The 12,151-nt window shown below is 76.0% G+C and carries 11 protein-coding genes; 4 read left to right on the top strand and 7 right to left on the bottom strand.

Going from position 1 to position 12,151, the window contains the following annotated elements; all coding sequences use genetic code 11:
- Window positions 1–51 precede the first annotated feature (51 nt).
- Window positions 52–492 (bottom strand): D-aminoacyl-tRNA deacylase, encoded by a 441-nt coding sequence (dtd, locus tag ML340_RS00175; protein WP_240095468.1) that lies wholly within the window; start codon window positions 490–492, stop codon window positions 52–54.
- 49 nt (window positions 493–541) lie between these two features.
- On the opposite strand from dtd, the gene ML340_RS00170 reads away from it, so the two are divergent.
- From ML340_RS00170 to ML340_RS00160, 3 genes are read left to right on the top strand one after another with little or no spacing between them, the layout of a single operon-like run.
- Complete coding sequence (locus tag ML340_RS00170) at window positions 542–1,462, top strand: lauroyl acyltransferase (RefSeq protein ID WP_240095466.1); 921 nt, start codon at window positions 542–544, stop codon at window positions 1,460–1,462.
- Entirely contained in the window at window positions 1,459–1,968 is a 510-nt protein-coding gene (locus tag ML340_RS00165; RefSeq protein ID WP_240095464.1) for a PH domain-containing protein, read from the top strand. Before ML340_RS00170 ends, ML340_RS00165 begins: the two co-directional genes overlap by 4 nt.
- Before the next feature lie 21 nt (window positions 1,969–1,989).
- Window positions 1,990–3,480, top strand: a complete 1,491-nt coding sequence (locus ML340_RS00160; protein ID WP_240095462.1) for a PH domain-containing protein — start codon at window positions 1,990–1,992, stop codon at window positions 3,478–3,480.
- On the opposite strand, the gene ML340_RS00155 is transcribed toward ML340_RS00160, so the two are convergent.
- Window positions 3,433–5,049 (bottom strand): ArnT family glycosyltransferase, encoded by a 1,617-nt coding sequence (locus tag ML340_RS00155; protein ID WP_240095460.1) that lies wholly within the window; start codon window positions 5,047–5,049, stop codon window positions 3,433–3,435. The genes ML340_RS00160 and ML340_RS00155 overlap by 48 nt on opposite strands.
- A gap of 74 nt (window positions 5,050–5,123) precedes the next feature.
- Here ML340_RS00155 and galE point away from each other — a divergent pair, with 74 nt between their 5' ends.
- On the top strand, window positions 5,124–6,113 hold the full coding sequence (galE, locus tag ML340_RS00150) for a UDP-glucose 4-epimerase GalE (protein WP_240095458.1): 990 nt from the start codon (window positions 5,124–5,126) through the stop codon (window positions 6,111–6,113).
- A 19-nt stretch (window positions 6,114–6,132) separates the two neighbouring features.
- On the opposite strand, the gene ML340_RS00145 is transcribed toward galE, so the two are convergent.
- Genes ML340_RS00145 through fmt form a run of 5 tightly spaced genes read right to left on the bottom strand, consistent with a single transcriptional unit; the run spans window position 6,133 to window position 12,147 of the window.
- The gene (locus ML340_RS00145) at window positions 6,133–7,278 is read right to left on the bottom strand and encodes a glycosyltransferase (protein ID WP_240095456.1); all 1,146 of its coding nucleotides are present in this window, start codon (window positions 7,276–7,278) and stop codon (window positions 6,133–6,135) included.
- Window positions 7,275–8,279, bottom strand: a complete 1,005-nt coding sequence (locus tag ML340_RS00140) for a glycosyltransferase family 2 protein (protein WP_240095454.1) — start codon at window positions 8,277–8,279, stop codon at window positions 7,275–7,277. Before ML340_RS00140 ends, ML340_RS00145 begins: the two co-directional genes overlap by 4 nt.
- Complete coding sequence (locus ML340_RS00135) at window positions 8,266–9,918, bottom strand: ArnT family glycosyltransferase (protein WP_240095452.1); 1,653 nt, start codon at window positions 9,916–9,918, stop codon at window positions 8,266–8,268. Before ML340_RS00135 ends, ML340_RS00140 begins: the two co-directional genes overlap by 14 nt.
- Before the next feature lie 28 nt (window positions 9,919–9,946).
- Window positions 9,947–11,233 (bottom strand): 16S rRNA (cytosine(967)-C(5))-methyltransferase RsmB, encoded by a 1,287-nt coding sequence (gene rsmB, locus ML340_RS00130; RefSeq protein ID WP_240095450.1) that lies wholly within the window; start codon window positions 11,231–11,233, stop codon window positions 9,947–9,949.
- Window positions 11,230–12,147 carry a methionyl-tRNA formyltransferase gene (gene fmt, locus ML340_RS00125; protein ID WP_240095448.1) on the bottom strand — a complete coding sequence of 306 codons (918 nt, stop codon included), beginning with the start codon at window positions 12,145–12,147 and terminating at the stop codon, window positions 11,230–11,232. Before fmt ends, rsmB begins: the two co-directional genes overlap by 4 nt.
- Window positions 12,148–12,151 lie beyond the last annotated feature (4 nt).

The following is a 12,151-nucleotide window of genomic DNA, read 5'->3' as shown; positions in this document are numbered from 1 at the left end:
TGCGCGGCCAAGGACTTACCCGCGCGCGCCGTTCAGTTTCGGGGTCTGGGCTCAGGCGCGCAGCAGGAAGGTCACCGGGCCGTCGTTGACCAGGCTGACCTGCATATGGGCGCCGAAGCGGCCGCTTTCCACCCCTGCCGGATGGCGCGCGCGGCAGGCGTCCAGCAGCCGTTCGAACACCGCCCGCGCCTGCGCCGGTGCGGCCGCAGTGCTGAAGCCCGGGCGCATCCCGGAGCGGGTGTCGGCGGCGAGGGTGAACTGGCTGACCAGCAGCAGGCCGCCGCCGGTGTCGGAGAGCGAGCGGTTAATGCGCCCCTCGGCGTCGGCGAACACGCGGTAGCCGAGCAGGCGCCCAGCCATCCGCGCCACCTGCGCATCGCCGTCCCGGGGCTCGATCCCGACCAGGGCCAGCAGGCCCGGGCCGATCGCCCCGACGGTGTCGCCGGCGACGGTCACCCGGGCTTCGGTCACGCGCTGGATGAGGGCGAGCATGCGCGCAAGGGTAACCGCGAACGCTGACCGCCGCGGATAGACTGCCGCCATGCGTGATCTCGCCGCGGCCCTGCTGTATGCGCTGGCCTGGGCCGTGGCCCGGTGGCCGTGGCCGCTGCTGCGCGCGCTGGCGGACGCGCTCGCCGCCGCGGCCGTCGCCACCGATGCGCGCGAGGCGCGGGTCGCGCGGCGCAACCTCGAGCTGATCCGGCCGGATCTCGACGCCGCCGCGCGCGAGGCGCTGCTGCGCCGGATCGTGCGCACCACCGCGCGCCAGGCGGTCGAGACCTTGCGCCTGTGGACGCGGCCGCCGGCGCGCAACCTCGCGGACATCGTGGAGGTGCACGGGCGCGCCCTGTTCGACGCCGCCCTGGCCGATCCGCGCGGGCTGATCGTGGCCGCCCCGCACATGGGCAACTGGGAGCTGCTGAACCAGTGGCTGGCGGCGCACACCCCGCTGGCGATCCTGTACCGGCCGCCGGAATCGGCCCTGGGCGAGGCCTTCCTGCGCCGGGTGCGCGCGCGCGCCGGGCAGCAGGTGGAGCAGGTGCGCGCCGAGGCCGCGGGCGTGCGCACCCTGCTCAAGCGCCTGCAGGCCGGCGGGGTGGTCGGGATCCTGCCCGACCAGCAGCCCAAGGCAGGCGAGGGCGCGTTCGCGCCGTTCTTCGGCAAGCCGGCGCTGACCATGACCCTGCTGTCGCGGCTGGCCGCGCGCAGCGGCGCGCAGGTGCTGCTGGCCTGGTGCGAACGCCTGCCGGGCGAGGGTCCGCCGCGCTTTTCGCTGCACTTCGCGCCGGCGCCGGCGGACATCGCCGACCCGGACCCGGTGCGGGCCGTGGCCGCGCTCAACGCCGCGGTGGAGGCCGTCGCGCGCCGCGACTTCAGCCAGTACCAGTGGACCTACAAGCGCTATACCCTGCGCCCGCCCGGCAGCGGCGAGGGCAACCCGTACTGGGACCTGTACCGATGAGCGCCTCCGTCATCCCCCCCGAGCCCACGGCCGGCTGGCACGCGCCGCCGGCGCGCGCGGTGCGCCTGCAGGCCGCGCTGTGGGCGCTGGCGCTGGCCGCGCTGGCGCTGCCGCCGGCGCTGTTGCTGCTCGACCTGGCCGCGGAGGGCAGCCGGGTGCCGGCGCTGCGCCCGGCCGCGGCCGCGCTGCTGGGGCTGGCCGCCGCGCTCGGCGCGCTGCTCGGCGCGCGCCTGCGCTACCAGCGCTGGAAACTGGACGGCGACGGCCTGTGGCTGCGCCAGGGCCGGCTGTGGTGGCGCGAGACACGGGTGCCGGCGAGCCGGGTCCAGCACGTGGACCTCAAGCACGGCCCCCTGCAGCGGCGCCTGGGGCTGGCGACCCTGGTGGTGCACACCGCCGCCGCGCACCTGGCCGGCGTGGCGGTGCGCGGGCTGGACCGCGCCGACGCCGAGGCGCTGCGCGACGCCCTCGCGCGACCGCTCGACGAGGCCGGCGATGCGCTGTGAGCGCACGCCGCATGCGCGCCGATGAGCGCCGCGGACGTACCGGCGCCGGAGCAGCGGCTGCATCCGCTGTCGTGGCTGTTCGTGCTGCTGCACCAGCTGCAGCAGTTCATCGTCCCGCTGCTGGTGCTGCTGGTCGCCGGGCGCGGCGACCGCCACGACCTGTGGGGCCTGCTCGCGGTGGCGGTGCTGGTGCTGGCCGCGTTCGCCGAGTCCCTGACCTACCGCTATGCGATCGGCGCGCAGGCGATCACCATCCGCCGCGGCTGGCTGCACCGCACCCGGCGCGAGCTGCCGTTCGCGCGCATCCACAACGTCAGCCTGCACCAGTCGCCGCTGCACCGCCTGTTCGGGGTCGCCGAAGTGCGCCTGGAATCGGCCGGCGGCGCCGGCGCCGAGGCGCGCATGCGGGTGCTGCGGCTCGACCAGGCGCTGGCGCTGGAGGCGCTGGTGCGCCGCCAGCGCGGGCAGGCCGGCAGCGCCGAGGACAGCGCGCCGCCGCTGCTGACCCTGACGGACGCCGAGCTGGTGCGGCTCGGGCTGATCTCCAACCGCGGCCTGCTGGTGGTGGCGGCGGCCTTCGGCGCGCTCAGCCAGGCCGGCGAGAACGTGCTGTACGCGCTGTTCGAACGCTGGGGCCGGTGGGCGCTGGACGCGCTCGGCCGCGGCCTCGGCCGCCACCTGCACGACGGCCCGCTGGCGCTGGGACTGGCCGCGTTCGGCCTGCTGCTGGCGGTGGTGGTCGGGCTGCGCCTGCTGTCGGTGCTGCTGGCGCTGGTGCAGTTCCACGGCTTCACCCTGCGCGAGGAGGACGGCCGCCTGCAGGTCGAACGCGGCCTGCTGGCGCGCACGCGCACCGCGGCGCCGCTGCGCCGGATCCAGGCCTGGCGCCTGCGCGAGAGCCTGCTGCACCGGCTGTTCCATCGCTGCAGCCTGGGCGTGGACACCGCCGCCACCCCACACACCGAGGATGCCGGCGGCCACCCCCTGCGCGAGATCGCGCCGATCGCCACCCCGGCGCGCTGCCGCGCCCTGCTGCAGCACTTCCTGCCGGGACTGGACTGGGATGGCCTGGCCTGGCAGCCGCTGCATCCGCGCGCCTGGCGGCTGCTGGCCGGGCCCGGCGTGCTGCTGGTGCTGGCGTCGGCGGGGCTGCTGGCATGGCGGATCGGCCCCATGGGCGCGCTGGCGCTGGTGCTGCTGCCGCTCGCGCTGTGGCGCGCACGCCGGTTGGCGCGCGCCTGCGCCTGGGCCTGCGACGGCCGCCACGTGGCCTGGCGCAGCGGTTGGCTCGACCACCGCTGGCACCTGGCCGAGATCGCCAAGCTGCAGGCGCTGCAGTTGCGGCAGTCGCCGCTGCAGCGCCGGCTTGGCATGGCCAGCCTGCTGCTGGACACCGCCGGCGGCGGCGCGCACGGGACGCCGCTGCTGCTGCGGCACCTGCCGCAGGCGGAGGCGCGCGCGCTGTCAGCGCGGCTGGTAGCGCAGATGGTAGGCCGCGGGCGCCAGCGGTAGCTGCTGCGCCGGCAGCGCACGCCAGGTGCCGGCGCGCCAGACCTGCACCCAGCGCGTGCGCCAGGGCTGCTGCAGCAGCGGCTGCGGCCCCGGCGCATCCCAGGCCTGCAGGCTGTTGACCACGATCAGCTGGTCGGGATGGCGCTCGGCCCAGCGCCGGGCGTCGGCCTCGTCCAGCACCGCGATCGGCGCATGCAGGCGGCCGGCGAAGTGGTACTGCAGCTGGTACTCGCCGATGAACGCGATCTGGCGGCCGGCACGCTGCGCCTGCCCGAGCAGCTGCGCGGTCGGGGTCAGGTCGAACTGCGCGCGCAGCAGCGTGGTCCCGGCCGCGTGCAGAACGGCCGCCGCCAGCAGCACGCCGGCGGCCTGCACCGGCAGCGTGCGCCAGCGCCACATCGCCAGCGCCAGCGGCAGCAGCACGGCGCCGCCCAGCTGTGCGCTGGCCGGCAACGTCGGCGGGAACGGCTGCGCGATCCGCGCGGCGATCCACGGCGCCGCCAGCATCGCCAGCGCCAGCGCCAGCACCACCAGCCCGGGCATCCAGCCCAGCCGCGGCCGGCGTTCGGCCGCCGCCGCCAGCAGCAGGGCCACCGCCGGGAAATCCGGCAGCAGGTAATAGGGCTGCTTGCCGCTGATCAGGCTGAACAGCAGCAGCACCCCGAGCAGCCACCGCCACGGCATGCGCAGCGCCGCATCCCGCCACAGCGCCGGCACCTGCCGCCACCACCAGGCCTGCCACCACCACGGCGCCAGCAGCACCAGCACCATCGGCGCGTACCACCACCACGGCTCGGCATGGTCGAAGCTGTCCTTGATCCGGCCGGCGGTCTGGGTCAGCAGCAGGGCGCGGCGGTACTCCGGGTCGCCCAGCACCAGCGCCGGCACCAGCCACAGCGCGAACAGCGCGATCCCGCCCAGCACCGCCAGCGCCGCGCGGCGGGCGAACCTGCGGCCGTCCGCACGCGCCGCCGGGTGCCAGGCGCGCGCGGTCAGCAGCGGCACCCCCAGGTGCAGCAGCGCGACCGGCCCCTTGGCCAGCAGGCCGAACCCGACCGCCAGCGCGAAGCCGGCCCAGCTGGGCCGCCAGTCCTCGCCCTCACGCCGGCACAGCGCCAGCAGCCCGGCCAGCACCGCCACCGCCAGCGGCAGCTCGTACATCACCTGCAGGGCGAACAGGAAGTAGTACCAGAGCCCGGCCATCGCCCACGCCGCCAGCGGCGCCAGCGCCGGCCGCTCCGGGGCCAGCCGGCGCGCCAGCAGGCCGGTCTGGGCGATCGCGACGGTGCCCAGCAGCACCATCAGCAGCCGCGGCCAGACATCGTTCACCCCGGCGACCGCCCAGCCGGCGTGGATCAGCCATGGCAGCAGCGGGGTCTTGTGCGAGTAGGGTGCGGCGTTGAACAACGGCACCAGCCAGCTGCCGCGGTCCCACATCTCCCACGCCACCGCCAGCGAGCGGGTCGAATACAGCGGCAGTGGGCCGTGCAGGAACATCGACACCAGCGCCACCGCGGCCCAGGCCAGCAGCGGCGCGCGCAGGTCACGCAAATCCCGGGCGAGCATCATCACGCAAGGATAGCGGTGCGCGGCGACCGCGGCATCGGCGAGAATCGCGGGCAGGCACGAGCCGCGGACGGGCGATGGGCGATTGCATCCTGGTGGTGGGCGGCGCCGGCTACATCGGCGCGCACATGGTCAAGCAGCTGCGCCGCGCGGGCTTCGCGGTGCAGGTGGCGGACGATCTGTCCTCCGGCCGCCGCGAGGCGGTGCTCGGCGCGCCGCTGCACGTCGGCGACATCGGCGACCCCGCGTTCGTCGGCCCGCTGCTGGCCGCCCTGCGCCCGGCGGCGGTGATGCACTTCGCCAGCTTCATCCAGGTCGGCGAGTCGGTGGCCGCGCCCGGCAAGTACTACCGCAACAACGTCGCCGCCACCCTGGCGCTGCTGGAGGCGATGCGCGCGCACGGCGTGGCGCGCTTCATCTTCTCCTCCACCGCGGCGATCTTCGGCGACCCGCAGTACGTGCCGATCGACGAGGCGCATCCGAAGGCGCCGATCAACCCCTACGGCCGCAGCAAGTGGTTCGTCGAGCAGGTGCTGGAGGATTTCGACCGCGCCCACGGCCTGAAGTCGGTCTGCCTGCGCTACTTCAACGCCGCCGGCGCCGACCCCGAGGGCGAGCTGGGCGAATGCCACGAACCGGAGACCCACCTGATCCCGCTGGTCCTGCAGGTGGCCTCCGGCCGCCGCCCGCACATCACGGTGTACGGCGAGGACTATCCCACCGCCGACGGCACCTGCATCCGCGACTACATCCACGTCGAGGACCTGTGCCAGGCGCACCTCTTGGCCCTGCGGCAGCTGCTGCAGGGCGGCGACAGCGCGCGCTACAACCTGGGCAACGGCAACGGCCATTCGGTGCGCGAGGTGATCGCGGCGGCGCGGCGCGCCACCGGGCATCCGATCCCGGTACAGGTGGGCGCGCGCCGGCCGGGCGATCCGCCGGTGCTGGTGGCGGATGCCAGCGCCGCGCGCCGCGTGCTCGGCTGGCAGCCGCGTTACGCCGACCTCGACACCATCCTCGCGCACGCCTGGGCCTGGGAGCGCCGCCACGCCGAATGGCGGCGCTGAGCGCGCCGGCGCGCGCGGCTCATGCGCTGGCGGCGTCCGCCTCGCCCCCCTCCGCGTCCGGCACGCGCCCGGCCAGCGCCAGGCACAGCTGCGCGTAGCGGCGGTGCATGCGCTCGCGCCCGTACTCGCGCAGCGCCGTGGCGCGCGCCTGCGCGGCCAGCCGCGCGGCCAGCGCCGGATCGCGCAGCAGGCGCTCCAGCGCCTGCGCCAGCGCCTCGGCATCGCCCTCCGGGACCAGCAGCCCGTCCACGCCGTCGGCGATCACCTCGCGCACGCCCGGCACCGCGCTGCCGACCACCGCGCAGCCGGCGGCCATGCCTTCCAGCAGCGCCAACGGCATGCCTTCGTAGTGGGTGCTGAGCACGCACAGCTGGTGCGCCAGCAGCCGCTGCGGCACGTCGCGCACCACCCCGGGGAACTCCACTTGCGCGGCGATGCCCAGCTCTGCCGCCAGCCGTTCCAGCGGCTTGCGGTGCAGGGCCTTGCCGCCGCCCGGCAGCTGCACCGGCACGCGCAGGCCGCGCGCCGCCAGCAGCGCCACCGCGCGCAGCAGGGTGGCGTGGTCCTTCTGCCTGGAGAAGCGCGCGACCATCACGATCCCGGGGATGCGCGCGGCATGCGGATGCGCCTCGGCCTGCGCGAACGGGGTCAGGTCGATGCCGTTGGGGATGGCCAGCGTGCGCCCGGCGGGCATGCCCATCGCCAGCAGCACCTGGCGCACGCCTTCCGAGCAGCCCACGATGCGGTCGGTGCGGCGCGCCAGCCAGCGCGTCTGCGCCAGCCGCCAGCGGGTGTAGCGCTCGCGCGTGTTGTGCTCGACGTGCACCAGGTGCGGCACCTGCGCCAGCAGCCCGGCGTAGCGCCCCCACAGGTGTTCGGAATAGCCGTGCGCGATCAGCACGTCGGGGCGGAACTGGCGGCACAGCCCGGCCAGGGCGAGGACGGTGGCCAGGTGCGACCAGCCCGGCACCAGCGCCAGCGGCACCCCGCGCGCGCGCAGCTGGGCGATGCGCTCCGGCGGCGTGCGCCGCTTGCGCCGCAGCACCAGCAGCGGTTCGATCGCCCCGCCCGCGCGCGCCGCCTCGACCAGCTGGATCGCCACCTGGGTCGCACCACCGGAGAACCCGCCGGTGACGAAGTGCAGCACCCGCACCGGGGCGCTCATGCCCAGCCCCGGCGCGCCAGGCTGCGGCGGATCCGCCATGCGCGCAGCCACTCGCCGCGCGCGCGCAGCGCGCGCAGGGCCGCGCGGCCAAGGTCGGGGAAGGCCGCCACGAATGCCACCCGGGCTTCTGCCTCCAGCGCCGGATCCTCGCGCCCCAGCTTGCGCGCCAGGTTGGCAAAGGTGCGCAGGCCGAAGTAGTCCAGCGCGGCCTGCACGCGCGGATCGCCGCCCTCCGCCAGCGCCAGCACGCCAGTGCGCAGCCGGGCGTGCGCCCACAGCAGGTCGCGCAGCTTGGCCGGCGTCGGGCTGGCGACGATGCTGGCCGGGTGCTGGCGGTAGCCGACCAACGGCCGCGGCAGGTAGGCCCAGGTGGCGCTGGCACGCAGCAGGTCGGGGATCGCCGCCATGTCCTCGAAGTAGCGCCCTTGTGCAAACTCGACCTGCTGCCAGACCTGGCGGCGGCCGATCTTGGACCATGGATGCAGCTGGCGCCGCCACAGCCAGCCGGCGGCCAGCGCGGCGCGGTCGCTGGACGTGCGGATCGGCGCGGCAAGGTGCGTGCGCCGGTGGCCTTCGCCGCGCAGGCGGTGGCGCAGGCGCGGCCGCGCGCGCAGCAGGGCGAAGTCGCACAGCAGCAGGTCCGGCGCATCCGGCGCCGCCAGCAGCGGACGCACCGCGGCCAACGCGCTGGGGAACAGCACATCGTCCGAATCGAGGAACCAGACGTACGCGCCGCGCGCCTGCGCGAGCAGGGTGTTGCGCGCCGCCGCGATGCCGCGGTTCTGCGGATGCCGCAGCAGGCGCAGCCGCCCGGGGTGCGCCGCGGCCAGCGCCTCCACCTTCGCCCACGAGCCGTCGCGGCCGGCGTCGTCCAGCACCAGGATCTCCACCCCGGCATCGGCCTGCGCCAGCACCGAGCGCAGGCAGGCCTCGACGTAGGCCTCCACCTGGTAGACCGGCACCAGCAGGCTCAGCCAGGGCGATCCGTCAGCGGCAACCACCGGTCGCGCCTCCGGGCAGCAGCCACCAGCGGCGGCGGTTGCTCTGGCCCATGTCGCGCGCCTGCGCGCGCGCGACGCAGGCCGGCAGCCCGTCGCCTTCCTCCACCAGCAGCCAGCGCGTCGCCGGCGCCGCCTGCTGCCAGCGCACGCCGGCGGCGAACTGCGCCTGCGGCGGGCGCTTGAAACCGAACTCGGCGGCCGGGCGGTCGGCCATCAGCAGCTGCTGCTCGCGCCAGCCGACCAGCCCGAGCTCGGCCCGCGGCCCGATCGCCGCGCCGACCCGGCGCATCAACCCGCGCGCGGAGCTGCCGTCGTTGAGCGCGGGCGCGGCGAGCACGCCGAACAGCACCCACAGCACGCTGAGCATGGCCACCACCGCGCGCGCCGGCCCCACGCGCCGCCAGACCCCCAACGCCAGCAGCCCGCTGGCGCCGGCCAGCGCCAGGGTCCAGCCGACCGCGTGCACGACCGCCGGGTCGCGGCCCTCCAGCACCTTCTGCGCCAGGCGCGGATCGCCCAGCCCCAGGGCCAGGCCGACGCCGAGCAGGGCCAGCCCGAACACCAGCACGAACCCCACCAGCAGGCGCCGCGGCCCGCGCCGGCGCAGCAGGCCCGGCAGCAGCGGCGCCAGCGCCAGCGCCAGCATCGGCAGCGCCGGCAGGATGTACATGTCACGCTTGCCCGCCGGGATGCTGAAGAACACGAACACCAGCCCCACCCAGGCCAGCGGCAGCAGGTAGCGCGGATCGCGCCGGCGCAGCCGCCGCCGCCACGCCGGGATCGCCCACGGCAGCGCCAGCACGGTCGGCAGCCAGGTGGTCAGCGCCACTTCCAGGAAGTACCAGGGCGGCTGCTGGTGGTGCCAGGACTCGGCGTAGCGGGTCACGGTCTGGCGCAGCAGGATGTCGTCCACATACGCGCGGTACTCGGCGCTGCCGGTGCCGAGCGCGGCCACCAGCATCGGCCCCAGCCACACCCCGCAGGCGGCGACGAACGCCAACGGCCCCAACCAGAAGCGGCCGTCGCGCGCGTGCACGCGCACCCCCGGCCAGCCGCGCAGCGCCGCGAACGCGGCCGGCAGCAGCAGCAGCAGCGCCAGCACGCCCACGCCCTTGGTGATGGTGCCGAGTCCGGCCGCGGCCCAGCCGAGCGTCCACCAGCGCCAGTCCGGCCCGCGCAGCAGGTGGCGCAGCAGGCCGTAGTTGGCCAGCGTGATCCAGAACACCAGCAGCGGGTCGATCTGCGCCTTCTTCGCCTGCCAGGTGAACTGCAGGGTCAGCAGCACCAGCCAGCCCGCATACAGGCCGACCCGGCGCGTCCACAGCCGGCGCCCGAGGTCCGCCACGCACCACAGGGTGCCCAGCGCGGCCAGCAGCGAGGGCAGCAGGAAGGCGAGGCGCAGCTCGCCGGTCAGCCACAGCAGCCCCGCCTGCAGCCACATGAACAGCGGCGGCTTGTCCGAATACAGCTCCGCGCCGCGGTGCGGGAACAGCCACTGCCCGCTCTCCACCATCTGCCGCGCCGCCAGTGCGAAGCGCGGCTCGTCCGCCGGCCACGGATCGCGCAGGCCCAGGCCCGCGCCCAGGATCAGCAGGGCCAGTCCCCAGAACAGCCAGGTCTCGCGGCGCGCGGCGGGCATGGGGGCGGATTCTAGCCGCGGCATCCGCTCATCCCTTGCGCAGCCGCGCATAGAAGAAGCCGTCCCTGCCGCCCTCGCCGGGCAGGCGCTGGCGGCCGGCGCCGCTGGCGTGGCCGAAGCGCGTATCCAGCGGTTCCGGAGTCGCGTCTGGCGTCCGCGCGAGGAAGCCCTCGACCTGCGCGGCGTTCTCCGCGCGCAGGATCGAGCAGGTGGCGTACACCAGCACGCCACCCGGCGCGAGCAGCGGCCACAGCGCATCCAGCAGCGCGGCTTGGGTCTGCACGAGCGCGGCGAGGTCGGCCGCGCGCCGGTGCAGCAGCACGTCGGGCTGGCGGCGCACGATGCCGGTGGCGCTGCACGGGGCGTCGATCAGGATGGCGTCGAACGGGGTGCCGTCCCACCACGCGGCGGGGCGGGTGGCGTCGCCGGTGCGCGCCTCAATGGCGCCCAGCCGCAACCGCGCGAAGGTGTCCTGCATCCGGCGCACGCGGCGGGCGTCCACGTCCAGCGCGGTGATGCGCAGGGAGGGATCGCGCTCGGCCAGGTGCGCGGCCTTGCCGCCGGGCGCGGCGCAGGCGTCGAGCACGCGCGCGCCGGGTGCGGGCGCCAGCGCGTCGGCCACCGCCTGCGCGCTGGCGTCCTGCACCGACACCGCGCCGGCCTCGAAGCCGGGCAGCTGCTGCACCGGCAGCGGCGTCGACAGGCGCAGCGCGTCGGGCAGCGCGTCGTCGATCGCGCTCTCGATGCCGGCCTCGTGCAGGCGCGTGCGGTAGGCGTCGCGCGGCTGCACGCGGCGGTTCACCCGCAGCCACAGCGGCGGCAGCTGCGCGCTCGCGGCGAAGATGGCCGCCGCCTGCTGCGGCCAGTCCGCGCGCACCTGCGTCGCCAGCCAGTCCGGCCACGCGGCCTCGGGCGCGGCGGCCGGCAGCGGCTCGCGGGTGGCCCGGCGCAGCAGCGCATTGACCATCCCGGCCTGGTGCGCGCGGCCCAGGGCGCGCGCGGCGTCCACCGTGGCCGCGAGCACCGCGTGCGCAGGCAGGCCCAGTTCGAGCTGGGCGAAGCCGGCCAGCAGCAGGGCGCGCAGCAGGGCGTCGCGCGGGCCCAGCGGGCGCGGCGTCCACCCATCCAGCGCGGCGTTGTAGCGCACGCGCTGGCGCAGCGCGGCCAGCACCATGGCTTCCACCAGCGCGCGGTCGCGCGGATCGGCGAGGGCCGGCAGGCCGGCGCCGAGCGCCGCCTTCAGCGAGCGTCCGCGGTGCAGCACCGCGTCGAGGGTGCGCGCCGCGGCGACGCGGGGGGCGACGCCATCGCTCACGCGAACACGTCGCGGCGGGCGTTGCGGTAATCCTGCGCGGACACCGGCCTGCCGCCCTCGCGTTGCAGGCTCAGCAGGCGCAGCACGCCCTGCCCGCAAGCGACGTCGATGCCCTCGCGCCCGGCGCGCAACACGCTGCCGGGGGCAGCGGCGTGCGCCTCGTCGAGCGCGCGCGCGGCATGGATGCGCACGCGCTCGCCGGCCAGCGGCGCTTCCGCCACCGGCCACGGGTGGAACGCGCGCACCTTGTTGGCCAGCGTGATGGCCGGCTGCGACCAATCGAGCCGGGCCTCGGCCTTGTCCAGCTTGTGCGCGTAGGTGACGCCCGCCTGCGGCTGCGGCTGCGGCACCGGCAGCAGGCCGGCGCGCAGCAGGCCCAGGCCATCGCCCAGCACCTGCGCGCCGAGCGTGGCCAGGCGGTCGTGCAGTTGGCCGGCGGTCTCCTCGGGGCCGATGTCGGTGGCCTGCGCCAGCAGCACCGGGCCGGTGTCCAGGCCCTTCTCCATCCGCATCAGGCACACCCCGGTGCGGGTGTCGCCGGCTTCGATCGCGCGCTGGATCGGCGCCGCGCCGCGCCAGCGCGGCAGCAGCGAGGCATGCACGTTCCAGCCGCCGTGCACCGGGATGTCCAGCACCGCCTGCGGCAGCAGCAGCCCATAGGCGACCACCACCATCAGGTCCGGCTGCAGCGCGCGCAGGGTGGCCCTGGATTCGGCGGTGCGGAAATTCTCCGGCTGGTACACCGGCAGGCCGCGCCGCACGGCCTCAAGTTTCACCGGCGAGGGCGTCAGCCCGCGCCCGCGCCCGGCCGGGCGATCGGGCTGGGTGTACACGCCGACCACCTCGCCGCGCGCGGCGGCCGCACGCAGGCTGGGCACGGCGAATTCCGGCGTGCCGGCGAAGACGATCCGCATCGGC

It is taken from the genome of Thermomonas flagellata, from assembly GCF_022419185.1.
Classification (GTDB): domain Bacteria; phylum Pseudomonadota; class Gammaproteobacteria; order Xanthomonadales; family Xanthomonadaceae; genus Thermomonas; species Thermomonas flagellata.
Note: the sequence above shows the minus strand (reverse complement) of the source record. Positions and strands in the feature narration are given on the sequence as shown.